This is a genomic window from Micromonospora sp. WMMB235, assembly GCF_001855515.1.
Taxonomy (GTDB): Bacteria; Actinomycetota; Actinomycetes; order Mycobacteriales; family Micromonosporaceae; genus Micromonospora; species Micromonospora aurantiaca.
This window is the reverse complement of record NZ_MDRX01000001.1, coordinates 5,566,587-5,590,349: the sequence shown is the minus strand read 5'-3', so window position 1 is coordinate 5,590,349 and position 23,763 is coordinate 5,566,587. Positions and strand designations below refer to the sequence as shown.

At 72.9% G+C, this 23,763-nt stretch carries 21 protein-coding genes; 8 read left to right on the top strand and 13 right to left on the bottom strand.

Translation table 11 applies throughout. The features are described 5' to 3' along the window. Nucleotides 1–185: 185 nt before the first annotated feature. The 3 genes from BFV98_RS24860 to BFV98_RS24850 form a co-directional block, all read right to left on the bottom strand. Nucleotides 186–902 (bottom strand): FadR/GntR family transcriptional regulator, encoded by a 717-nt coding sequence (locus BFV98_RS24860; RefSeq protein WP_225319458.1) that lies wholly within the window; start codon nucleotides 900–902, stop codon nucleotides 186–188. Nucleotides 903–1,016: 114 nt separating this feature from the next. After that, nucleotides 1,017–1,427, bottom strand: a complete 411-nt coding sequence (locus BFV98_RS24855; protein ID WP_013288217.1) for an Asp23/Gls24 family envelope stress response protein — start codon at nucleotides 1,425–1,427, stop codon at nucleotides 1,017–1,019. 91 nt (nucleotides 1,428–1,518) lie between these two features. After that, the gene (locus BFV98_RS24850; protein ID WP_013288218.1) at nucleotides 1,519–3,654 is read right to left on the bottom strand and encodes an ABC transporter permease; all 2,136 of its coding nucleotides are present in this window, start codon (nucleotides 3,652–3,654) and stop codon (nucleotides 1,519–1,521) included. Nucleotides 3,655–3,805: 151 nt separating this feature from the next. Between BFV98_RS24850 and BFV98_RS24845 the strand changes: the two genes are divergently transcribed. After that, a complete protein-coding gene (locus tag BFV98_RS24845) occupies nucleotides 3,806–4,453 on the top strand; it encodes a TetR/AcrR family transcriptional regulator (protein ID WP_013288219.1) in 648 nt (215 codons plus the stop codon). A 33-nt stretch (nucleotides 4,454–4,486) separates the two neighbouring features. Here BFV98_RS24845 and meaB read toward each other — a convergent pair whose 3' ends face one another. Beyond that, complete coding sequence (gene meaB / locus BFV98_RS24840; protein ID WP_013288220.1) at nucleotides 4,487–5,488, bottom strand: methylmalonyl Co-A mutase-associated GTPase MeaB; 1,002 nt, start codon at nucleotides 5,486–5,488, stop codon at nucleotides 4,487–4,489. A gap of 5 nt (nucleotides 5,489–5,493) precedes the next feature. Continuing rightward, complete coding sequence (locus BFV98_RS24835; RefSeq protein ID WP_013288221.1) at nucleotides 5,494–6,687, bottom strand: acetyl-CoA C-acetyltransferase; 1,194 nt, start codon at nucleotides 6,685–6,687, stop codon at nucleotides 5,494–5,496. 62 nt (nucleotides 6,688–6,749) lie between these two features. Between BFV98_RS24835 and mce the strand changes: the two genes are divergently transcribed. The 5 genes from mce to BFV98_RS24810 all read left to right on the top strand — a co-directional run bounded on the left by mce (nucleotide 6,750) and on the right by BFV98_RS24810 (nucleotide 14,139). After that, nucleotides 6,750–7,214 carry a methylmalonyl-CoA epimerase gene (mce, locus tag BFV98_RS24830; RefSeq protein ID WP_013288222.1) on the top strand — a complete coding sequence of 155 codons (465 nt, stop codon included), beginning with the start codon at nucleotides 6,750–6,752 and terminating at the stop codon, nucleotides 7,212–7,214. A gap of 300 nt (nucleotides 7,215–7,514) precedes the next feature. Then, nucleotides 7,515–8,870, top strand: a complete 1,356-nt coding sequence (ccrA, locus tag BFV98_RS24825; protein WP_013475377.1) for a crotonyl-CoA carboxylase/reductase — start codon at nucleotides 7,515–7,517, stop codon at nucleotides 8,868–8,870. 263 nt (nucleotides 8,871–9,133) lie between these two features. Further along, a complete protein-coding gene (locus tag BFV98_RS24820; protein WP_013288224.1) occupies nucleotides 9,134–10,384 on the top strand; it encodes a DivIVA domain-containing protein in 1,251 nt (416 codons plus the stop codon). 172 nt (nucleotides 10,385–10,556) lie between these two features. Next, a complete protein-coding gene (locus tag BFV98_RS24815) occupies nucleotides 10,557–12,653 on the top strand; it encodes a hypothetical protein (RefSeq protein ID WP_013288225.1) in 2,097 nt (698 codons plus the stop codon). 388 nt (nucleotides 12,654–13,041) lie between these two features. Beyond that, nucleotides 13,042–14,139 (top strand): AI-2E family transporter, encoded by a 1,098-nt coding sequence (locus tag BFV98_RS24810; protein WP_174361816.1) that lies wholly within the window; start codon nucleotides 13,042–13,044, stop codon nucleotides 14,137–14,139. Nucleotides 14,140–14,143: 4 nt separating this feature from the next. Here BFV98_RS24810 and BFV98_RS24805 read toward each other — a convergent pair whose 3' ends face one another. From BFV98_RS24805 to BFV98_RS24775, 7 genes are all read right to left on the bottom strand, one after another. Beyond that, a complete protein-coding gene (locus tag BFV98_RS24805; protein ID WP_071097931.1) occupies nucleotides 14,144–14,953 on the bottom strand; it encodes an alpha/beta hydrolase in 810 nt (269 codons plus the stop codon). A 67-nt stretch (nucleotides 14,954–15,020) separates the two neighbouring features. Further along, nucleotides 15,021–15,353, bottom strand: coding sequence for a hypothetical protein (locus tag BFV98_RS24800; protein ID WP_013288228.1), 333 nt, complete (start codon nucleotides 15,351–15,353; stop codon nucleotides 15,021–15,023). 62 nt (nucleotides 15,354–15,415) lie between these two features. Beyond that, complete coding sequence (locus tag BFV98_RS24795) at nucleotides 15,416–16,468, bottom strand: hypothetical protein (RefSeq protein WP_071097929.1); 1,053 nt, start codon at nucleotides 16,466–16,468, stop codon at nucleotides 15,416–15,418. Continuing rightward, nucleotides 16,465–16,959: a SigE family RNA polymerase sigma factor gene (locus tag BFV98_RS24790; protein WP_013288230.1), complete on the bottom strand. Its 495-nt coding sequence runs from the start codon at nucleotides 16,957–16,959 to the stop codon at nucleotides 16,465–16,467. The genes BFV98_RS24795 and BFV98_RS24790 overlap by 4 nt, the downstream gene beginning before the upstream one ends. A 40-nt stretch (nucleotides 16,960–16,999) precedes the next feature. Further along, nucleotides 17,000–18,790 (bottom strand): 3-hydroxyacyl-CoA dehydrogenase family protein, encoded by a 1,791-nt coding sequence (locus tag BFV98_RS24785; RefSeq protein ID WP_013288231.1) that lies wholly within the window; start codon nucleotides 18,788–18,790, stop codon nucleotides 17,000–17,002. 123 nt (nucleotides 18,791–18,913) lie between these two features. Beyond that, complete coding sequence (locus BFV98_RS24780; RefSeq protein WP_013288232.1) at nucleotides 18,914–19,978, bottom strand: alpha/beta fold hydrolase; 1,065 nt, start codon at nucleotides 19,976–19,978, stop codon at nucleotides 18,914–18,916. A gap of 219 nt (nucleotides 19,979–20,197) precedes the next feature. Beyond that, the gene (locus BFV98_RS24775; RefSeq protein WP_013288233.1) at nucleotides 20,198–20,644 is read right to left on the bottom strand and encodes an FHA domain-containing protein; all 447 of its coding nucleotides are present in this window, start codon (nucleotides 20,642–20,644) and stop codon (nucleotides 20,198–20,200) included. 218 nt (nucleotides 20,645–20,862) lie between these two features. On the opposite strand from BFV98_RS24775, the gene BFV98_RS24770 reads away from it, so the two are divergent. Then, a complete protein-coding gene (locus BFV98_RS24770; protein ID WP_071097928.1) occupies nucleotides 20,863–22,365 on the top strand; it encodes an aldehyde dehydrogenase family protein in 1,503 nt (500 codons plus the stop codon). Nucleotides 22,366–22,374: 9 nt separating this feature from the next. Here the strand turns inward: BFV98_RS24770 and nucS are convergent, their stop codons facing one another. Beyond that, nucleotides 22,375–23,034, bottom strand: a complete 660-nt coding sequence (gene nucS, locus BFV98_RS24765) for an endonuclease NucS (protein ID WP_030271426.1) — start codon at nucleotides 23,032–23,034, stop codon at nucleotides 22,375–22,377. 71 nt (nucleotides 23,035–23,105) lie between these two features. On the opposite strand from nucS, the gene BFV98_RS24760 reads away from it, so the two are divergent. Continuing rightward, entirely contained in the window at nucleotides 23,106–23,723 is a 618-nt protein-coding gene (locus BFV98_RS24760) for a DUF4126 domain-containing protein (protein ID WP_013288236.1), read from the top strand. Nucleotides 23,724–23,763 lie beyond the last annotated feature (40 nt).

Below are 23,763 nucleotides of genomic sequence, written 5' to 3'. Positions count from 1 at the left end.
TCTCCCATGCGAAGCGGTGCGACCTCCGCCCCGATCCGGGGCGGTCGATGCATTGGGCAACTGGTGGTCCCCCGTGGTACACGACGAGATGTGGGGGAGGCTACTGGTCAGACCAGTTGAAGGGAAGAGCCTGCTCAGCTGATGGCCGCCTCGGATAATCCGAGGTCAGGCCACATCAGGCGGATTCAGAGCAATACGTCCACCATCGAGCGCCGCGCCTCCGGCACGTACTCGGCGTAGTAGTGGTGCAGTTCCTGGCGGGTCAGCCGGGCCACCTCGTCGGCCTCGCCCGCGCGCATCGCGTCGATGACCCGGCGGTGGTGCGCGAGCGTGCGCTCCATCAGCGCCTCACGATCCGGGGCCTCCGCGAGCTTCGTGGAGATCAGATCGAGCACCATGCTGCGGACCGCGTCGAGGCAGAGCACCAGAAGTTCGTTCCCGGACAGGCGGGCGACGTGCTCGTGGAAGCGGACGTCCGCCGCGCTGAACGCCTCGTAGCCGTCGGCCACCGCGTCCCGCATGCCCGCCAGCGCCTGCTCCAGTTCGTCCAACTCGGACGGTGACGCCTGCCGGGCCGCGACCGATCCCGCCGCCGATTCGATGATCATGCGGAACTGGAGCAGCTCCGCCACGCCGAGCCGCCGGCTGTCCACGACCCGGGCGAACAGCTTGCGCATCGCCGAGGCGGTCGAGGCGATCACCTGGGGCCCGAGCGGGTCACCGGGGCGCGAGCGGACCAGGCCGCTGCTCTCCAGCACGCGCAGCGCCTCACGCACGGTCGACCGGCTGACGTCGAACTGGGTCGTCAGCTCGCGCTCGCTGGGCAGCCGGTCCCCCGGCCGCAGATCGCCGGCGGCGATCCGCTCCTCGACCTGCCGGACGATCCCCTCGTACGCCCTCACGGTTCGCACTGGAGCGAACGAGACAGCCTTCGGCATGGCGAACCTCCCGACGCACGGCGGCCTCGCGCCGCTGGGAACAACGGTACGGGTCGTCTGCCCGCCGGAGGGGCAGGGTCAGGCGGCAGGAGGCGGCGAGCCCATCGCCACGTCGTCGACCTTGATGTTGATCTCGTCGACCCGCAGCCCGTACGCCTCGACGGCGGACGCGACAGCGGCCCGCACCTCGTCGGTGACCTGCGGAACCGGGTGACCGGCCGCGATCACGAGGACCAGGTTGATCACCGCCGCGCCGTTCGTGACGTGGGCCGAGCAGCCCCGGCGGGCGTCGCCGACCTGATCGAGCCCGACCCGGTCGAGCACCGCGTTGAAGAACCGGGCCACGTCACCGCCCAGCTCGGCCACCCCGGGCACCCCGCGGGTGGCGGCCACCGCGATCTTCTCCACCACCTCGTCGGAGACGTGCGTGGTCCCGCCCGCCACCGCGTCCGGCGTGATCGACAGTTCCTGGGTCGCCTCGTCAGCCATGCTCTCCCACCCGTCGCACCGCCCCGCGCCGACGGCGTGGGGCGGTGCGAGCGTACTAGGCGCGGGCGCTCCGCAGTGGACGGAGCCCGGTTCAGCGCGCCCCGGCCGGCGCCGGCTCGCCGACGATCCCGTCCAGCCCGCCGGAGGTGTCCGGCGCCGGGTGCGGCCCGGTTCCGCCGGCCGTCCGCTCCCGGCGCCGGAGCCACCAGTCGACGCCGAGGTTGAGCAGCAGGCCGACCGCTGCCCAGATCGCCACGACGGCGAGGTTCCGCCCGACGCCGACGCCGTCGAAGTAGGTGAGCGACCGGGCCGTGTCCACGGCGGCGGGCAGCGGCAGGACGCCCTGGAGCGTCCGGAAGAACTCCGGCACCATGTAGATCGACAGGCCGCCGCCGGAGGCCGGTACGCCGGCCATCATCAGCACCACCATCATCGGGACGATCGCGGCGAGGCCGAAGGTGCGGGTGAAGACCCCGGTCACCGACGACACGGCGAAGATGGTGAGGGCCCCGAAACCGATCATCTCCAGGGCGCTCCCGTCGACCGCGCCGATGATCACGTCGAACAGCAGCCACAGCCAGGTGGCCATGCCGATCGCCCAGCCGCCGAGGATCGGCAGGAACTGGCGCAGCCGCCGCAGGTGCGGTGCCCCGCCCCGGAGCACGGCGAGCATCAGGAACCCGGACATGATCCAGGACATGCCGACGTACAGGCTGTTGCTGCCCATCGTGTCGGTCCTGCTGAGCGGCGCCACGTCGGTGACCGCCAGCGGCGTCTGCTGCCCGGCGGCGACCTGGCGGAACATGGTCTGCACCATCATGTGCTGGCTGGAACCGGCGGCCGACGACGAGTACAGGGTCGCCTCGCCGCCCGGTGTCGCGGGCAGCACGTACGCGGCGACCAGGTCCTGGGCGAGGATGCGCTCCCTCGCCTCGTCCACCGACGCGGCCACGGAGATGTCGGCGACCCCGCCGAGACCGGCCCGCAGGCCGGCGGCGACCTGCTCCGCCTGCTCGGGGACGGCGGCGACCACGGCTACCGGGATGTCGTGCGGCTCGGGCTTGTGCATGGAGAAGCTCATCAGGCCCACCACGGCGACCAGGATGCTCAGCGGGAACGCCGCCACCGTCACGTACCGGAACCGCTTGGACCGCGGCGGGCCGCCGGCGAGCGCGGGCAGCGGCGTGTCCGGGCCGTCGACCTGCGGCGCCTGCGGGATCGGCGCCCCGCCGCGCTCCTTGAGCAGGCAGAGCAGCACGGCGGCGACGATCCAGGCGGCGAGCGTCAGCAGGTGGACGCCGATGCCCCGGCCGTCGAAGTAGAGCGCCGACCGCAGCGCCTCACCGGCCGCCGGCAGGGGCAGCACCCCGTGCAGGAACTGAAAGAAGCCGGGCATCGTGTCGACCGGCAGCGCCAGGTTCGACGCGGGCATGCCGAGCACGACGAAGAACAGCATCCCGAGCAGGACCGCCAGCGGCCCCATCACCTTGGTGAAGAGCAGCTGGGCGAGACCGACGGCACCGGTCGTGAGCATGCCGACGCCGAGGAACGTGAGGTAGTGGCCGTCGACCGCGCCCACACCGGGTCCGAGGATCAGCCAGATGATCGTGCTGGTCAGCGCCGACCAGCCGGCCGCCAGCGGAACGAACCGCCGCAGGCGCAGCAGGTGCGGGGTGGCCATCAGGAGCATGCTCAGCGGTACGTAGCCGGCGAGCATCATGCCCATCGCGGCGAACAGCACCGAGATGCCGGCCCGGTCGTCGTCGGGCAGCGGCGCGACGTCCTCGGTGGTGGACGCCCACTGCTGCTGCACGGCGACCGGGGCGAGGAGCTGTTGCGCGGTGCCGGCGCGGGAGGCGCCGGCCGCCGACGCGGTGATGATCGTCGCCTGGTCCGAACCCGCCGCCGGGAGCTGCAACGCGCCGCTGATCTCCCGGTCCCGCAGGAGTTCCACGGCGGCGTCCCGGGACGCGACCAGCCGGGCCTCGACCGGCTCGCCGGCTGTGGCGTTCAACGCGTCGACGACGCCCTGGGCCTCGGCGCCGCTGCCGATCACCGCCACCGGCATCTGGCGGGGGTGCGGCGAGTGCATCGTTCCCACGTAGGTCGCGAACATCATCGTGACCATGAGGAACGGCATGACGAAGAGGGCGACCGAGCGGATGATCCGCTCCTTGCGGTCGGCGGCGGTCGGCTCGGCGGGCGCCGGGTCGTTGGAGGGCGGCACAGGCAGGCTCCGGAGGGGTTCACGGCTGCGTCGGCAGCCAAACGTAAGTCAAGTGACTTACGAAGTGTAGGTGACGCGGTCGCCGGAGGACGAAACGACTAGGTTTGGCCTGCGCCACAGCTGGGCGCCGGTCCAGGGGAAGAGAGGGTTCATGGCACGGTCGGAGGCGGCCCGTACCGCGCTGCTCGACGCCGCCGAACGCCTGTTCGCCGAGACGGGGATCGCGCAGGTCTCCGACCGCAGGATCGCCGAGGTCGCGGGCAACACGAACCACTCCGCGGTGCGGTACTACTTCGGCGGCCGGGAGGGCCTGCTCCGGGCACTGGTCGCCCGGCACATGGACGCCCTGGCCGAACCCCGCCGGGCGATGCCCGCGCAACCCGACTCGGTGCTCGGCGACGTCCGCAGCCTCGTACAGCCGTCCATGGCGGTGCTCGCCGGCCTGCCCCGGCCGAGCTGGCGGGCACGTTTCCTCGCCCAGGCCCTGCACGACCCGACGCTGCGGGTGCTGATGCGCGAGGCGTTCGAGTCGGCCTTCGTCGACCTGCCGGTCCGCGCCTCACTGGCGTCCCGCCTGGCGCACCTCGATCCGGGGGTGGTGGCCGGCCGGGCAGCCCTGATCGCCCGCATCGTCATGACCGCCACCGCCGAGGTCGAGGCCCGCGCCGAACAGGACGGGCAGGACCCGCGCTGGCTGGACGTCGGGGACTTCCTCGCCGACGCCATCGCCGGCATGCTGGCGGCCCCGGTCAGCCGGGCCGCCGGAACCGCCAACCCGCTCACCGAAGCGGAACTCTGAGAGGCCGGCCGGGGCGACCCGGCCGGCCGCGCCTCAGGAGCCGAGCTGGGAGAGCAGTTCCTCCGCCGCGGCGTACGGATCGATGGCGCCCTCGGCCACCTTGGCCGCGAGCGTCGGGAGCTGCGTACCGTCGCGCAGTGAGCCGATCCGGGCGCGCAGCACGCCCAGCGCGATGGCCTCGATCTCGGCGGCGGCCCGCGCCTCCCGGCGGCGGCGCAGCTCGCCGTGGCGCTCCAGCCAGTCGCGGTGCTTGTCGATCGCGGCGGCGATGTCGTCGATGCCCTCGGCGCGGGCGGCGATCGAGCGCACCACCTGCGGCCGCCACTCCCCCGGCCCGCGCTCGCCGAGCGCGATCATGCCCTGGATGTCGCGGACGGTGGCGTCCGCGCCGTCCCGGTCGGCCTTGTTCACCACGAAGACGTCGGCGATCTCCAGGATGCCGGCCTTGACCGCCTGGATCGCGTCGCCCATGCCCGGCGCGAGCAGCACGAGCGTGGTGTCGGCCAGCGAGGCCACCTCCACCTCGGCCTGCCCGACGCCGACGGTCTCGACGAGCACCACGTCGCAGCCGGCGCCCTCCAGCACCCGCACCGCCTGCGGCGTCGCCGCAGAGAGACCGCCCAGGTGGCCCCGGCTGGACATCGAGCGGATGTAGACGCCCGGGTCGGTCGCGTGGTCCTGCATCCGGACCCGGTCACCGAGGATCGCGCCGCCGGTGAACGGGCTGGACGGGTCGATGGCCAGCACGCCGACCCGGTGACCGCGCGCCCGCAGCGCCCGGACCAGCTCGTTCGTGGTCGTCGACTTGCCCACGCCGGGCGAGCCGGTCAGGCCGACCACCTGGGCGTGCCCGGCGTACGGCGCGAGCGCCGCCGCCACCTGCGGCAACACCTCGTCGCCGGACTCGACCAGGGTGATCAGCCGGGCCACCGCGCGGGGGTCACCCGCGCGGGCCCGTTCCACCAGCATGGGTACGTCCCGGCTGCGGCGCACCGGGCCGGTGGCCGCCGCTGGGGCGTTACTCGCGTCGTTCAAGACAATCAGCTCTCGGCGCCGTTCGGTACGTGGATGATCAGCGCGTCGCCCTGCCCGCCACCGCCGCAGAGCGCGGCCGCGCCGGTGCCGCCGCCGCGCCGCTTCAGCTCCATCGCGAGCGTGAGGACGAGGCGGGCGCCGGACATGCCGATCGGGTGGCCGAGCGCGATCGCGCCGCCGTTGACGTTGACCTTGTCGGGGCTGATGCCGAGGTCACGGGTGGACTGGATGCCCACCGCCGCGAACGCCTCGTTGATCTCGATGAGGTCGAGGTCCTCGATGCTCAGGCCACCCTTCTTCAGGGCGTGGTTGATCGCGTTCGACGGCTGCGAGTGCAGGGAGTTGTCCGGGCCGGCCACGTTGCCGTGGGCGCCGATCTCGGCCAGCCAGGTCAGGCCCAGCTCCTTGGCCTTGGCCTTGCTCATCACGACCACGGCGGCGGCGCCGTCGGAGATCGGCGAGGAGCTGCCGGCGGTGATGGTGCCGTCCTTGGCGAAGGCGGGACGCAGCTTGCCGAGCGACTCGGCGGTGGTGTCCGGGCGGATGCCCTCGTCCTCGCTGATCACCAGCGGGTCGCCCTTGCGCTGCGGGATGACCACCGGGGTGATCTCGTCGCCGAAGTGGCCGTTCTTCTGCGCGGCGGCGGCGCGCTGGTGGCTGGCCGCGGAGAACGCGTCCTGCTCCTCGCGGGTGATGCCGTGCTTCGCGCCGTGGCGCTCGGTGGACTCGCCCATCGAGCAGCAGTCCCAGGCGTCGGTGAGGCCGTCGAGGGCCATGTGGTCCTTGACGGTCACGTCGCCGTACTTGTAGCCGGAGCGCTGTCCGAGCAGCAGGTGCGGGGCGTTGGTCATCGACTCCATGCCGCCGGCCACCACGACGTCGAACTCACCCGCCCGGATGAGCTGGTCGGCGAGCGCGATCGCGTCCAGCCCGGAGAGGCAGACCTTGTTGATGGTCAGCGCCGGGGTGGACATCGGGATGCCGGCCTCGACGGCCGCCTGCCGGGCCGGGATCTGCCCGGCGCCGGCCTGGAGCACCTGACCCATGATCACGTACTGGACCTGCTCGGGCGCGACGCCGGCGCGCTCCAGGGCCGCCTTGATCGCGATGCCACCCAGCTTGGTCGCGGGGAGGTCCTTGAGGTTGCCCAGCAGGCGCCCCATGGGGGTCCGCGCGCCGCTGACGATCACCGAAGCCATTGCCTGCCTCCGAGGGGGTGCCGACCTGTACGCCTTAACGATTGTTCGGTCAGACTAGCGTCATGGCTGAGAACTCCCCCGTCGAGCCCGCTGCCGAGTTTGTCACAGACATCGGCCTGCGCCGCATCGACCACGTCGGGATCGCCGTCGGCGACCTGGACGCCGCGATCGACTTCTACCAGCGCACGTTCGGGATGCGCTGCGTGCACACCGAGACCAACGCCGAGCAGGGCGTACGCGAGGCGATGCTCGCGGTCGGCCCGGACGCCTCCGGCGGCATGGTGCAGCTGCTCGCCCCGCTCTCGCCGGACACCACGATCGGCAAGTTCCTGGACAAGCGTGGTCCCGGCATCCAGCAGGTCGCGTACACGGTGGCGGACATCGACGTGGCCTGCGCGGCGCTGCGCGAGCGCGGCGTCCGGCTGCTCTACGACGCGCCCCGGCGCGGCACCTCGGACTCCCGGGTCAACTTCGTGCACCCCAAGGACGCCGGCGGTGTGCTGATCGAGCTGGTCCAGCCCGCCTGAGCCGCAAGGAAGGGCCCCTTCTTAACAGACGTCTGTTAAGAAGGGGCCCTTCCTAACACGTGGGAACACGCGCGGCAGTGCGCACTTGCACGTTCCCACGGACACCTCCACGCATCGGTGGATGCAGTTTTTCACAGAGGGGTTCCCGCTTTAGCTACCGTTCAGTAACGTCCGCCCGAACAGCAGCGGCGACCGGTGCCGGAAGTGTCGATTGCCGACATGGCGGTCCCGTCGCACCGGCGCCGACGATGGCAGCACCCCTGCCCGCGTCGTGCGGGTGCGGACTAACGGGAGGTCACCGTGCAGGACATCCTCGAAGCGATCATGGCGGCGGAGGGTTCGTCGCAGCCGGAGCGGGAGCTCGCCGGCCTCGCCGGACTGCCCGTGCCGGAGAGCTACCGGGGCGTGGTGGTGCGCGCCGAGGACACCCGCATGTTCGAGGGCATGGCCACCCGCGACAAGGACCCGCGCAAGGCGCTGCACGTGCAGGAGGTGCCCACCCCCGAGCTGGGCCCGGGTGAGGCGCTCGTCGCGGTGATGGCCAGCGCGATCAACTACAACACGGTGTGGACGAGCATCTTCGAGCCGCTGCCGACCTTCAAGTTCCTCCAGCGCTACGGCCGGCTCTCCGAGCTGACCCGCCGCCACGACCTGCCGTACCACGTGGTCGGCTCGGACGCCGCGGGCGTGGTGCTGCGTACCGGGCCGGGCGTGACCAAGTGGAAGGCCGGCGACGAGGTGGTCGCGCACTGCCTCTCGGTCGAGCTGGAGGACTCCGCCGGCCACGACGACACGATGCTCGACCCGCAGCAGCGGATCTGGGGCTTCGAGACCAACTTCGGCGGCCTGGCCGAGCTGGCGATCGTCAAGGCCAACCAGCTGATGCCGAAGCCGCGCCACCTGAGCTGGGAGGAGGCGGCCAGCCCGGGGCTGGTCAACTCCACCGCGTACCGGCAGCTCGTCTCGCACCACGGCGCGAACATGAAGCAGGGCGACGTGGTGCTGATCTGGGGCGCCTCCGGCGGCCTCGGCGGGTACGCCACCCAGATGGCCCTCAACGGCGGCGCGATCCCGGTCTGCGTGGTCTCCTCCCCGGAGAAGGCCGAGCTGTGCCGCAAGATGGGCGCCGAGCTGGTCATCGACCGCACCGCCGAGGGGTTCAAGTTCTGGTCCGACGAGCAGACCCAGGACCAGGACGAGTGGCGCCGCTTCGGTGAGCGCATCCGCGAGCTGACCGGCGGCGAGGACCCGGACATCGTCTTCGAGCACCCGGGCCGGGAGACGTTCGGCGCCAGCGTCTACGTCGCCAAGAAGGGCGGCACGATCGTCACCTGCGCCTCCACCAGCGGCTTCAACCACCAGTACGACAACCGCTACCTGTGGATGCACCTCAAGCGGATCGTCGGCAGCCACTTCGCCAACTACCACGAGGCGTGGCAGGCCAACCGGCTGGTCGCGCTCGGCAAGGTGCACCCGACCGTGTCGAAGACGTACGCGCTGGAGCAGACCGGCCAGGCCGCGTACGAGGTGCACCGCAACGCGCACCAGGGCAAGGTCGGCGTGCGGTGCCTCGCCCCCACCGACGGGCTCGGCGTCCGCGACATCGAGATGCGTTCGCGCCACGAAAGCGCCATCAACCGGTTCCGCGGTCACTGACCGTACGGTCGCCCCGGATTGCCTTTCCGGCCGACCCGGTCACCATTCGACTGACGTACGCAACAAAGGGCCGCGGGTTCCGACCCGCGGCCCTTTCGCGCCACCTTCCCCGGTGACGTCCCACTCGACCGACCCGCGCGGGAGCTGCCAAGATCGCCGATTGGTCCGGTCCGCACGGCCGACGGAGTTGACCATGTAAACCGGACGCGAAAGCTGCCGACCACTCTTGCGAACCACCCTGGGGGGTCTGCGAGTATGTCCCAATGCCCCAGCAGCAGTCCTCCCCTCTTGCGTTCTTCGATAACGCGAACTCACAGCCCGATTTCACCGTTGGCCTGCGTGGTTACAACACCAACCAGGTCGACGACTTCATCGGCCGCCTCAGCGCCGCCCTGAGCCAGTCCGAGCAGGCCCGTGCCGAGGCCGAGCAGCGGATGAACGACGCGCAGCGCCGGCTGCGGCAGGCCGAGCAGCGCCAGAGCGCGCTGGAGCAGAAGCTCACCGAGACCAACAAGCAGCTCGAGGAGAACAGCCGGCCGACGCTCTCCGGCCTGGGCACTCGCGTCGAGCAGATCCTGCGGCTGGCCGAGGAGCAGGCCAACGACCACCGCAACGAGGCCAAGCGCGAGTCGGAGGGCATCCTCTCCGCCGCCCGCCTCGAGGCGCGTGAGATCACCGACAAGGCCCGCGCCGAGGCCGCCGCCATGAAGGCGACCGCCGAGCGCGAGGCCGGCAGCGTCCGCACCGCCGCCGAGCGCGAGGCCGCCGAGGTCCGGGTGCAGGCCCGCCGTGAGGCCGACACGCTGCGCGCCGACGCCGACCGCGAGACCAAGCAGCTGCGTACGGTCACCGCGCACGAGGTGGCCGAGCTGAAGTCGACTGTCGAGCGCGAGGTCGCCACGCTGCGCGCCACCGCCGAGCGGGAGATCACCCAGCAGCGGGCCAAGGCCGCCCGGGAGGCCGAGGAGAAGCGCGCCGAGGCGACCAAGCTGCTCACCGACGCACGCGACAAGCGCGACAAGGACCTCCAGGCCCTGGAGCTCCAGCTCGCCGAGCGGCGGGAGAAGGCCGAGCGCGAGGAGTCGGAGCGGCACGCCGCCCAGGTCGCGCAGACCCAGAAGCTGGTGAACGAGGCCGAGCAGCGGGCCCGTGCCGCGCAGGAGCGCGCCAAGGAGATCGAGCAGCGGGCCGAGGCCCGGCGGGTCGAGTCCGAGCGCACCGCCAACGAGACCGTCGACAAGGCCAAGGCGCTGGCCGACAAGACGCTCAACGAGGCCCGTGCCGAGGCGCAGCGGGTGCTCAACGAGGCCCGCACCGAGGCCGAGCTGACCACGCAGGCGGCCCGTCGCGAGGTCGAGGACCTGACCCGCCAGAAGGACGCGGTCACCTCGCAGCTCGGCCAGATGCTGTCCGGCCTGGCCGGCATCGTGCCGGGCGTGCCGGCCGGCGGCAAGGCCGAGACGCCGAAGGCGGACGCCGCCGGGCAGAAGGTGACGGCCGAGTCGGCCGGCTGATCGGCACACCCGCTGTCGGGGGCATGAGCCACGGCGCGGGGTGACACCGGGTGACCGGTGTCGCCCCGCGCCGTCATGCTTGTGCGGCCCGTTTCGCCAGGAGGGTGAAGTAGCTCCCAGAAGGGGCGTCCGTATCGCCCCAGCAGAGCCGGATGCGTGTGAGGATGGGGGCATGTCGCACGGCGAGGAACTGTTCGCGCTCGGCGGGGACGTGACGACGGAGCCCAGCTTCGAGTCCGCCCTGCGGGGATACGAGAAACGACAGGTCGACCGCTACGTCGCTCGCGCGGAGCACGAGATCGCGGCGTTGACCACCGAGCGGGAACAGGCGTACACCCAGATCCACAAGCTGGCCGGTCAGGTCGAGGTGCTCCAGCGCGACCTGGCCCAGGTGCGCAAGCAGGCGGCGGTCGTGGACCGGGCGTCGTTCCGGCACCTGGGTCCGCGCGTCGAGCAGATCCTCACCATGGCCGAGGAGCAGGCCGACGAGATCCTGGCCGCCGCGAACGAGGAGATCGAGGCCCGTCGCGCCGCCGCCGAGCACATCGTCGAGGAGGCCCGGGAGCAGGCCGCCCAGGCGCTCAAGGACTTCGAGATCGCGCTGGCGGCCCGCCGGACCGAGGAGGAGCGGCACACCGCCGCCCGCAAGGCCGAGGCCGAAGCCACGCTGAAGGCCGCCAAGGACGAGTCGGCGAAGCTGCGCAAGGACGCGCAGGACGAGTCGACGAGGCTGCGCACGGCCGCCCAGGACGAGGCCGAGAAGCTGCGCCGGACCGCCCAGGACGCGCTGGCGAAGGCCCAGCAGGAGGCCACCCAGCTCCGCGACACCGCCAAGGAGATCCACTCCCGGGCACAGCAGGAGGCCGCGCGGCTGCGCGAGGCGGCCAAGGAGGCGCTGGCCAAGGCCCAGCAGGAGGCGAGCCAGCTCCGCGAGGCGGCCAAGGAGGTGCACGCCAAGGGCCAGCAGGAGGCCAAGCGGCTCACCGACGCCGCCGCCGAGGCCGGCCGGGCCACGCACGCCAAGGCGCTGGCCGAGGCCAAGAAGATCGTGGACGACGCGGAGGAGGCCGCCAAGGCCACCCGCGGCCGGGCCCGCAGCGAGGCCAACCGGCTCACCACCGAGGCCGCCGACGCCGGCAAGCGCAACCGCGCCGAGGTCGAGGCGTACGTGCAGCGCATGCGCACCGAGACCGAGGCGTACGTGCAGCAGGCCCGCGCGCAGACCCAGCAGGAGCTGGGCGCGTGGCGGGCCGGGGTGGAGAAGGAGGTCACGGAGCGGCGGGACGGCGCGGAGAAGGAGCTGGCCCAGCGCCGGGCCGCCGCCGAGCAGGAGTTCGCCAAGCGCCGCGACGAGCTGGACAAGCAGCACGCCAAGCGGCAGGAGGAGTTGGAGCAGGCGTACACCACGCGGCGCGACGAGATCGAGCGCACCGCCGCCGACGTCCGGCAGGCCGCCGAGGCCGACGCGCTGAGCATGCGGCAGCAGGCCGAGCTGGAGGCCGCCGAGCTGCTGCGCCGCGCCGAGGCGGACGCCGGCGCGCAGCGCCGCAAGGCCGACGAGCACGTCGCGGCCTCGCGACGCCAGTTCGAGGAGTACGCGGCCACGACCCAGCAGCACCTCGCCACGACGCAGCAGCACCTGGCCGCCACCCAGCAGGAGGTGGCCGCCGGCCGGCAGCAGCTCGCCGGCGTGATGCTGGAGATCGCCAAGGCCCAGCAGGAGCTGGCCGACCTGCGTACCGAGACGTGGAAGTCGCGGCAGGAGTCCGACGACCTGCAACGCCGCCTCACCGACCTGCGGCGCGACGCCGACTCGGCCGGGATCGCGGCCACCCCGGTCGACCCGGACGATCTCGCCGCCGCCTCCACCGGCCGGTCCACCGGCGACGGCACGCCGGCGGGCGAGGGCACGCCGGTCACCAGCGGCGCGGAGAGCCCCGGCGACACCCCGGCCGGCGGCGGTGCGCCGGTGGCCGCGAAGGGCACCGCCACCGCGGTCCCCAACGGCGCCGGGCCGGCCAAGGGTGACGGCGAGCCCGCCGACGCGGGCAAGGCGAAGCCGGTCGGCGAACCGGTGACCACGATGGACTCCCCCGGCGGAGCAGGCGTCGACGGCGAGCCCACAGTGGCTGCCGTGCCGGGTGAGGGCGGCCGGGGCGCCACCCCCACGAAGATCACCAGCACCGGTGAGAACGGCAAGCGCCCGACAAAGCCGACCACCGACGAGCGCAGCGCCAAGCCCAGCACGGTGACGGTCGACAAGGACTGATCCACCCCGAACTGGCGGGCCCAGCGCCACGTCGGCGAAGTGGCGGCATCCCACCCACCCGGACCACACCACCTCCCCGAACTGGCGGGCGACCCGGCGGGACGGCCCGCCGGGACGGCCCGGCGGGCGGTGGTGGGATGGTCGGGGCGGACGGCGGCGACTACCCTGCGGGCATAGGGCCGCGCGTCGGCCGTGGACGGCACCGGCGGGCGAGCCGGGCAGCGGGGAGGCACGGGTGTCACAGGAGGGTTCCGCCGCCCGGGACGACGAGGCCGCGGACGTGAACACCTCCGGCTCCCCCACCGGCGACGCGAGGCCCGCAAGCGACACCACGGGCACCGCGAGTGAGACCACGCGCACCGCGGAGCACACGCGGACCGGCACCGGCATGAGCGGCGAGCGGCCCGTCGACGTCGAGCCGGGTGAGTTCGAGCCGAGCGGGCGCTTCGGCGTACCGGGGCGGCCGCTGCGGCGCAGCGCCTTCCTGGTCGGGTTCACCGGCGCGCTCGGCGTGCTGCTGGCGTACGCGTTGTTCCTGGGCATCCGCAACGCCGCCGGCATCCTGGTGCTCGTGGTGATCGCGCTGTTCCTCGCGGTCGGCCTGCACCCGGCGGTGGTCCGGCTGCGCAAGTGGGGCCTGCCGCGCGGGCTGGCGGTGGCGGTGGTGACGCTCACCGTGGTGCTGCTGATCGTCGCCGGCCTGCTGGCGCTGGTGCCGCCGGTGGTGACCCAGTCCGGCCAGTTCCTCCAGCAGCTACCCGGCTACGTCGAGGAGCTGCGCCGCAATCCCACGGTCAACGACCTGGTGATCCGGTACGACGTGATGGAGCGGGTCCAGGCGGCGGCGAACGCGGACACGATCGGGCGGGCGCTCGGCGGCGTGCTCGGCGGGGCCCAACTGATCTTCGGGACGATCTTCCGCCTGCTCACGGTGCTGGTGCTGACGATCTACTTCCTGGCGTACTTCGACAAGCTGCGCGAACTCGGGTACGCGATGGTGCCGCGCTCGCGCCGGCAGCGGGTCCGGCTGATCGGCGACGAGATCCTCACCCGGGTCGGCGCGTACATGGTCGGCGCGCTCGCCATCGCGGTGCTGGCCGGGGTGACGACGTTCGTGTTCGCGCTGGCGGTCGGCCTGCCGTACCCGTTCGCCCTCGCCGTGGTGGTCGCGGTGACCGACCTGATCCCGCAGATCGGCGCGACACTCGGCGCGGTGGTGGTGACGCTCGTCGGGCTCGCCACGGACCTGCCGGTGGGCATCGCCTGCCTGGTGTTCTTCGTGCTCTACCAGCAGGTGGAGAACTACCTGATCTACCCGAAGATCATGCGCCGGGCAGTGTCGGTCAACGAGGTGGCGGCGTTGCTCGCCGCGCTGCTCGGGGTGGCGCTGCTGGGCGTGGTGGGCGCGCTCATCGCGATCCCCACCGTGGCCGCGTTGCAGCTGATCCTGCGCGAGGTGGTGCTACCCCGCCAGGACGCCCGCTGAGCGGTTACTCGGCGCGCCGCTGGGCCGGGCCGGGAACCGGGGTGTCCGCGAACGCGGCGACGGTGCGGTCGGCGTACGCGCTGACGTCGCCGGTCTCCATCGGGCCGTCCCAGGTGGTCGGCAGCGGCAACGGTACGCCGGGGGCGACCCGCCGGACGATCTCGTCCAGCACCTTCTCCGCGTCGCCGACCCAGAGGTGCTTGGCGCCGTCCACGCCCACCACCTCGGCCTGCGGCACGGCGGTGAACCGCTCCCGGGCCTCCTCCGGACGCAGGTAGTCGTCGAACTCGGGGACCAGCGCGGTGAGCGGCTTACCCGTCTCGGCCCAGACCCCCAGGTCCTCCGGCGCGGAGTAGCGCAGCGGCGGGGAGAGCAGGATCGCGCCGGCCACCGCCGGGTCGCAGCCGTACTTCAGCGCCAGGTCGGTGCCGAACGACCACCCGACCAGCCAGATGTTCGGCAGCTCGTGGAACTCGGCGTACTCGATCGCGGCGGCCACGTCGAACTTCTCGCCGACCGCGCCGTCGAAAATTCCCTCGCTGGTGCCGCGGACGCTGCTGGTCCCCCGGGTGTTGAACCGGAGCACTGCGAGGCCGGCCAGCGCGGGCAGCCGCCAGGCCGCCTTGCGGAACACGTGGCTGTCCATCATCCCGCCGTGGGTGGGCAGCGGGTGCAGGCAGACGAGCGTGGCGGCCGGTTCGCGGTCCAACGGCCGGGCCAGCTCGCCGACGAGCGTCAGCCCGTCGGCGGTGTGCAGCTCGATGTCCTCCCGGTGACCGGGCAGGATCGACGACGCGCGAATCGGAGTGCTCACGCCTGCCAGTCTCCCGCGTCGGCGGCCCCGCCGCCCAGCGGGACGGGAACCGGGTGATCCAGATCGCTCAGCCGTAGCGCGGGGCGCCCCGGCCGCGCTGGAGGTTCGGCCCGCGCCGGTCCCGGGCCCGCCAGCAGCCGGAGTGCCAGTGCCGGCGGTCGGTCAGGTCACCCCGGTCGTCGGCCGGCCAGGCCACCAGATGTGCCACGCCGGGACGGATCTCCTGGTCACAGCCGGGACAGCGGTACGTCTTGACTGATGCCCCGCCGCTGATCGCGCGCACCTGCCAGTCGCCGTCGCGCCACTGCTGCACGGTCGGCACGCCGTGGCGGGCACGCTCGGCGTCCAGGCCGGGGTTCTCCTCCCGGCGAGGGCGGTTGCGACGAGGGCTCACGGTCACCAAGCGTACGGTCCGCCGGCCGGACCGGCCCGGGTCGGGCGGTCCGGCCGACGGGCGGCCGCTCAGTCCCAGGTCTCCGGACGGGTCGGGTCCGGCGCCACCTGCACGCCACCCAGCACGAGCGCCGCGTCGAGTTTGTCGAACCCCTGCTCCGGCCAGCCGTAATCGGCGAGCAGGCGCGACTTCGGCACGCCCAGCAGCTCGACCCGGCCCTGTTCCGGGTAGAGGTGGGCGGGCCGCCCGGCGATCGTCATGTTGCCGTCCACCGTGCGGGGCGAGATCTCGGCCGCGTACTGGTAGGAGACGCTCATCGTCCGGGTGGAGGTGCCGACGATGCCGAACCGGGCGGTCACCAGCCGCGGGAAGCCGGTCACGTCGACCCGGCAGCCGGCAACCCGGGCGCCGTCCGGCACGGTCGTGAGGCGGACGGGCGCACCGCAGCGGCGCGCCTCGGTCAGCCGCAACGCCTCCACCGCGACGGTCAGCGCCGTGTCCTGCGGCGCCCACACGCTGGCCCGCGCGTACAGGCCGGGGGCCGGCTTCCACTGCCGGACCTGGATCGGCAGCCCGTCGACGGTCGTGCTGCTGGTCCGGCCGTCGAACGCCGCTTCCTCGGCGAACATACTGATCTTGAAGGGCACCCCCTCGGCGCCGGACTCCCGTAGCGTCCGCGACGAGCGCGCCAGCTCGACGGTGACCTTTCGCCCGCCGCCGACGTCCAGCTGGGCGCTCTCCAGGCCCTGCGCCACCTCCCAGCGCAGGTAGCGGACCTTGGTGGTGTCGACGCCGAAGTGCAGCACTCCGGCATCGGTGCCGACGACCTCCGGCGCGGCCGCCGCTCCCGGCGCGGCCGGCATCAGCGGTGGCGCCGCCTCGGCCGGGATGGCCGGGGCAGCCGGGCCGGTGAACGGCCGGTCCAGGCCCGGCAGGGCCGGGACGACGGCGAGGCCGCCGAGCAGCGCGACCAGGGCGAGACCGCCACCGAGCACGGCCCGGCGACGGCGTAGCCGACGACGGCCACCCGTCACGGCCCTGGCGGTCAGCCGGTCGATGTCCACGTCTCCTTCGGCCTGCTCCCGCAGCACCGAGGCGATCCGCTGGTCGAGGTCGGTCACGGCCGGCTCCCCTTGGTCATCGGGACGCCGCAGCGCTCCCGGAGGTGGGCGAGCGCCCGCATCGCGTGGGTGCGGACGGTGACCGGGGAGCAGTCGAGGATCTGGGCGATCGTGGCGTCGTCGAGATCCTCGTAGTAGCGCAGCACCAGCACGGCGCGCTGGCGGTCCGGGAGGGCGCGGATCAGCCCCCACATCTCGTCCCGGTCCGCCGCCTCGCCACCGAGGTCGCCGCGCTGGGGCCGGTCGGCGAACGTGTCCACCGCCAGCTCGCGGTTGGACCGCCGCCGCCACCAGGACGTGTTCGCGTTGACGAGCATCCGGCGCACGTACACGTCGGGCCGGTCGGCCCGGGCGATCCTCCGCCAGTGCACGTACGCGCGGGCCAGCACGTCCTGCGTCAGGTCCTCGGCCCGGTGTGTGTCGCCGGTGAGCAGCCGGGCCAGGCGCAACAGCGCCGGGCCGCGGCTGCCGACGTACTCCTCGAATGTCACACCAGGAAGACGCCGTCACCGCCGCCGGGCGTTGACCGGATCAGCGCCGGGTGTGGTCGCGGAAGCCCCGGCCGGACTTGCGGCCCAGGTAGCCGGCCGTGACCAGGTGCTCCAGCAGCGGGGCCGGGGCGAAGCCGGGCTCGCGCAGCTCCAGGTACAGCTCCCGCTGGATGGCCAGCGAGACGTCCAGGCCGACCACGTCGAGCAGCTCGAACGGACCCATCGGGTAGCCGCAGCCCAGCTTCATCGCGTAGTCGATGTCGTCGGCGGTCGAGTAGCTGGCCTCCAGCATCTTCACCGCGTCGTTCAGGTACGGGAACAGCAGCGCGTTGACGATGAAGCCGGACCGGTCGCCGCAGACCACGCCGGTCTTGCCGAGCTTCGCGCAGACCGCGCGGGCGGTGGCCGACGTCTCGGCGGAGGTGCGGATGGTCTGCACGATCTCCACCAGCGGCATGATCGGCGCCGGGTTGAAGAAGTGCAGGCCGACCACGTCGGCCGGGCGCTGGGTCGCCATCGCCACGTCGATCACCGGCAGCGACGAGGTGGTGGTGGCGAGCACGACGCCCGGCTTGCAGATCTCGTCGAGGCTGGCGAACAGCGCCTTCTTGACGCTCAGCTCCTCGATCACGGCCTCCACCACCAGGTCGACGTCGGCCAGGTGCTCCAGCGTCGCGGACCAGGTGATCCGGCCCAGCGCGTCGTCCCGGTCGGTCTCGCTGAGCTTGCCCCGCACCACGCCCTTGTTCAGCGAGGTCTTTACCGCCTCGCAGACCTTCGCGGACTTCTCCGCGCCCCGGGTCACCGAGATGACCTCGTACCCGGCCTTGGCGAACACCTCGATGATGCCGGTGGCCATGGTGCCGGAGCCGACCACGCCGACCTTCGCGATGGCGCAGGCGCCGTCGGCGAGCGCGGCGTCCGCGGCGAGCGGCGTGTACTCGTCGGGTACGACCTTCGGCGAGCCCGGCCGCTCGTAGGTGTAGAAGCCGCGGCCGGACTTGCGGCCCAGCAGCCCGGCGGTGACCATCTGCTTGAGCAGCGGGGCGGGGGCGTGCCGCCGGTCCCGGCCGCCGCGCCGGTACATGGTGTCGAGGATCTCGTACGCGGTGTCCAGGCCGATCAGGTCCATCAGCGCCAGCGGGCCCATCGGCAGGCCGCAGCCGAGCTTCATGGCGGCGTCGATGTCCTCGCGGGTGGCGTAGCGGGCCTCGAACATGCCGACCGCGTGGTTCAGGTAGCCGAACAGCAGCGCGTTGGCGATGAAGCCGGCCCGGTCGCTGATCGTCACGTCGACCTTGCCGAGCCGCTCGCAGAGCGCCTCCACGTCGGCGACCACGTCGGCGGAGGTGACCACCGTGCGGACCACCTCGACCAGCTTCATCACCGGGGCCGGGTTGAAGAAGTGGATACCGATGACCTGGTTGGGCCGGGTGGTGGCGACGGAGATCTCGGTGACGCTCAGCGAGGACGTGTTGGTGGCCAGGATCGCCTCGGGCTTGCAGACCCGGTCCAGCTCGGCGAAGATCCGCTGCTTGAGGTCCAGGTGCTCGGGCACCGCCTCGATCACCAGGTCCACGTCGTGCAGAGCGTCCAGCCCGACCCGGAAGTCGACCCGCGCGAGCAGGGCGTCCCGCTCGGCCTCGGCGAGCTTGCCCTTGGCGACCGCCCGGTCGGTGGAGCCGGTGAGCGTGGCCCGGCCGCGTTCCAGCGCCGCGTCGGAGATCTCGACGGCTGTGACGTCGACGCCGTTGCGGGCGAACACCTCCACGATGCCGGCACCCATGGTGCCCAGACCCACCACGCCCACCCTGGTGAACTCCCGCGCCACGACCGGCCTCCCCTGGCTCGACTCCGCCGTCCGCGACATGAACGGCCGCTAAGGTTATGCGCCGGAGTCTGCCACGTGACGCTGTGTTGTCGAGACGCCGTGGGATATTTCACGCACCGCGCCTCACCCGGTGGCGTTCTCCCCGGCCAGCGCCAGCAGTTCGGCGACGAACTCCGCCGGCCGCTCCAGGTGCGGGCTGTGCCCGCAGCCGGGCAGCACCACCTCGCGGTACGTCCCGCCGGCCGCCGCGTACCGGTCCAGCACCGCGCGGGTCTGCCCCACCATCGGCTGCGGCGGGCACTCCGCCTCACCCGGCCAGCCGGGCACCACACCGAGCCGGCCGAGGTACGCCAGGTCGAACAGCGAGGTGTCCGAGACGATCACGTCGGCGTCCCCGCGTACCCAGGTCACCGGCGGCTTGACCGGCACGGCGACCAGTTCGTCGGCGAGCCGGAAGTGGGCCGGGGCCAGCGCGTTGAGGACGCCGCGCGGCCCGGCGGCGGTCCCCGGCCAGTGCGCCGAGGCGACGGCCGTGCCCGGGTAGTTGTCGTCGCCGGTGGCGGTGGTCAGCATGCTCTCCAGCAGCAGGTCCTCGTCGTCGCCGAGTGACGCCGGGTCGGCCACGTACGCGGCGCGCAGCACCGCCCGCGGGCTGGTCGGGCCGTCCGCGCTCCGGTCACCGGCGGCGAGCCGGGCCACGAAGTCGGGGTTCGCGCCGCCGGCGCCGGTGCCGGCGAAGTCGGGCGTGGTGGGGGTGCCGTCGAGGTCCCGGGTGCCGCCGAAGCCGTACGGGGACACCGGCGCCTCCAGCAGCAGCGCGGCCACCCGCTCGGGGTGGCCGACGAGCAGCCGCATCGCCACGCCGCCGCCCAGCGAGTGCCCGGCCACCACCGGCCGGGCGCCGGGCGCGAACAGCCCCGGGGCGTCCAGCAGCGCGGCCACGTCGTCGGCGAAGTCGTCGAGCCCTCGGGTGGCGTCGACCGGCGCGGTGTCGGTCTCGCCGTAGCCGCGCAGGTCGGGGGCGACCACCCGCAGCGTCTCCGGCAGCCGGGCGAGCAGCGGTTCCCAGAAGGCGGAGGAGGAGACGTTGCCGTGCACCAGCAGCACCGGTACGCCGTCCGGTGGACCGGCCACGCGGACCGCCTGGGTGATGCCGTTGGCCTGGACGGTGAGCCGTGCGCTGCGCATCCGCGCATGCTGGCACGGGCACCGGCCCCCGGTCCATGTGCCCCACCGACACACCGGCCCGCCGAGAGGTGGGCGCCGGACCACCCCGCCCCCTCACCGCGTCGATCATGAGGTTGACGGCGACATATCGGACGCAGAACACCGCCAACTTCATGATCGACCGGGCCTGGGAGCCCCAACCCGTCAGCGGCCCCGAGGGCCCGGCGGATGCCCGGAGGTCTAGCTGACGTCGGCCGGCTGCGCCTCGCGCGCCTCGATCGGCTGGCGCGGCCCGGGGACGGGCAGCGGCAGGGTGGGACGCTGGTCGCGGCGCAGCGCGCCGAAGCTCATCCCGACCGGGTCGGTCCGGGCCACGCCCGGGTCGTAGAGGCGCAGGTCGGTGCGGCCCAGCCGGACCACGTCGCCGTCGGCGATCGCCACGCTGCCGGTGACCCGGGTGTCGTTGAGCCAGGTGCCGTTGGTCGAGCCGAGGTCGGTGAGCATCACCCCCTCCGGGGTGGCCCGGACGGTGGCGTGCCGCCGGCTCAGGTGCGGGTCGGCGAGCACGATGTCGGCGGTCGGCGCACGGCCGATCACCTGCGCGTCCTGGCCGACCCGGAACGTGAGCCCCCGCATCGCCCCGCCCGACACCGTCAGCAACGGCATCAGCTCAGGATGCTCCTCCATGGACAGTCGACCTCCACCCCACATCGCCCCGCGGCGTCAGCCTGCCACCTCACCGTAGTGGCTTGCACCACCGCGCGGTCACCCCCGCGACCCCGGCCGGTCATCTCCCGTTCGCCGTTTCGGACGGCACTTCCGTCGATGCGACGGCTGATCGTCGGCGCAGCGTACGGCGCGTTCGACACCTACCGGCGAGTAATCCTCGGGTCTAGACTTCGGCCATGACCGCTGTACACGTGCCGGGCGCCCCGCTCATCTCCGAGGGTCTATTGGTCTCGACCAGCCCGGCCACCGGCGCCGAGGCAGGCAGATTCCCGCTGGCCGACGAGGCGGACGTGCGTGCCGCTGTCGACCGCGCCCGGGAGGCCGGCGACTGGTGGGCCGGGCTCGGCTTCGCCGGCCGGCGGGACCGCCTCCAGCGCTGGCGCGGCGTGCTCGCCCGGCGGATCGACGAGCTGGCCGACCTGATGCACACCGAGGGCGGCAAGCCGGTCGGTGACGCCGTGGTGGAGATCCTCACCGCGCTGGAGCACATCGACTGGGCGGCCCGCAACGCTCAGCGGGTGCTCGGGCCGCGCCGGGTCCGCTCCCGCCTGATCCTCGCCGAGTTCACCGGTCACCTCGAATACCAGCCGTACGGCGTGGTCGGCGTCATCGGCCCGTGGAACTACCCGGTCTTCACGCCGATCGGCTCCGCCGCGTACGCGCTCGCGGCCGGCAACGCCGTGGTGTTCAAGCCGAGCGAGTACACCCCGGCGGTCGGTCAGTGGCTGGTCGACCGGTTCGTCGAGGTGGTGCCGGAGCAGCCGGTGTTCCAGGCGGTGCACGGCTTCGGCGCGGTCGGTGCCGCGCTGTGCCGCTCCGGGGTCGGCAAGGTCGCGTTCACCGGCTCGACCGCCACCGCGAAGCGGGTGATGGCCGCCTGCGCCGAGTCGCTCACGCCGGTGCTGCTGGAGGCCGGCGGCAAGGACGCGATGATCGTGGACACGGACGCCGACCTGGACGCCGCGGCGGAGGCGTGCGTGTGGGGCGGGCTCACCAACGCCGGCCAGACGTGCATCGGCATCGAGCGGGTCTACGCGGTCGACCAGGTCTTCGACACCTTCGTGGAGAAGGTGGTGGCGAAGGCCGGGCGGCTCACTGTGGGCGCCGACGGGTCCGACCTCGGCCCGATCACCATGCCGTCGCAGATCGACATCATCCGCCGGCACATCGACGACGCGCTCAGCCGGGGCGGCCGGGCCGTGCTCGGCGGCCCGGAGGCGGTCCAGCCGCCGTACGTGCACCCGACGGTGCTCGTCGACGTGCCGGAGGACTCGGCCGCCGTGCAGGAGGAGACGTTCGGCCCGACGCTCGTGGTCAACCGCGTCCGCGACGTGGACGAGGCGGTCGAGCGGGCCAACGCGCTGCCGTACGGGCTCGGGGGTTCGGTCTTCGGCCGGGCGCGGGCGGTGGCGGTGGCGCGGCGGCTGCGTTCCGGGATGGCCTCGGTCAACTCGGCGCTGACGTTCGCCGGGATGTCGACGCTGCCGTTCGGCGGCACCGGCGAGTCCGGCTTCGGCCGCATCCACGGCGAGGAGGGGCTGCGCGAGTTCGGCCGGCCCAAGTCGGTCACCCGCCGCCGGGCCCGGTCGCTGCTGCCGGCGATGACGTTCGAGCGCACCCCGGCCGACGTCGCCCGCCTGGTCAAGATCGCCAAGCTGATGTACGGCCGGGGCCGCTGAGGCGGCGCCTCAGAACAGCGTCAGCTCGTCGCGCTCGATGCCGCGCAGCTTGTCGTAGTCGACCACCACGCACCGGATCCCCCGGTCGGTGGCGAGCACCCGCGCCTGCGGCTTGATCTCCTGCGCGGCGAACACGCCGGCCACCGGCGCGAGCAGCGGATCGCGGTTCATCAGCTCCAGGTAGCGGGTGAGCTGCTCCACGCCGTCGATCTCGCCGCGCCGCTTCACCTCCACCGCCACCGCGCCGCCGACCGCGTCCCGGCAGAGCAGGTCGACCGGCCCGATCGCGGTCATGTACTCGCGCCGGACCAGCGTGTACCCCTCCCCCAGCGTCGCCGGGTTCGCGGCGAGCAGCTCCTGGAGGTGCGCCTCGACGCCGTCCTTGCGCAGGCCCGGGTCCACGCCCAGCTCGTACGAGGTGTCCTGGAAGATCTCCTCCAGCGTGATGCGCAGCTCCTCGCCGGCCTTGTTCACCACCCGCCAGACGCCGGGCGCCTCCTCCAGCCGGCAGGGCGGGCTCATCCAGTTCAACGGCTTGTAGGCCCGGTCGTCCGCATGGATCGACACCGACCCGTCCGCCTTCACCATGAGCAACCGGGTAGCCGGGGGCAGGTGGGCCGAGAGCCGTCCGACATAGTCCACCGAGCACTTCGCAATCACCAACCGCACCCGCCGAGGGTAGCCGAGGCCCCGGCGGACGCCGACGAGCGCCACTGGCGTACCGGTGCCATATTGAGATCGTGCTCGAAGTCCTCACCGGTTCCGGCCTGGCCGCCTCGGCGGGCCTGAACGCCTACATCCCGCTGCTGCTGATGGGGCTGCTGTCCCGCTACACCGATCTGGTCGAGCTGCCGAGCGGCTGGCAGTGGCTCGGCAACGGCTGGGTGGTGCTGATCCTCGCCGTGCTGCTCGCGGTCGAGGTGGTGGCCGACAAGGTGCCAGTGGTCGACCACGTCAACGACGTGGTGCAGACGGTGGTCCGGCCGACCGCGGGCGGGCTCGCGTTCGGCGCGGGCGCCGGCTCGGAGACGGTCACCGTGAGCGACCCGGACACGTTCTTCTCCACCCATCAGTGGGTGCCGGTGGTGGTCGGCGTGCTGATCGCACTCGGCGTACACCTGCTCAAGGCCGCCGCCCGGCCGGTCATCAACGCGACCACGGCCGGGGTGGGCGCGCCGGTGGCCAGCACCGCCGAGGACGCGACGAGCGTGGTCATGTCGGTGGTGGCGCTGCTGCTGCCGGTGCTGGTGCTGGTGTTCCTGGTCGCCCTGGTGTTCTTCGTACCGTGGCTGTTCCGCCGCCGCCGGGAGCGGCGCCGCGAGCGCGCCGCGGCCCGCGCCGCCGGCTTCCGCGTCTGACCCGCACCGACTCCCGAAACCCCTAAAATCGGGGCAAGAC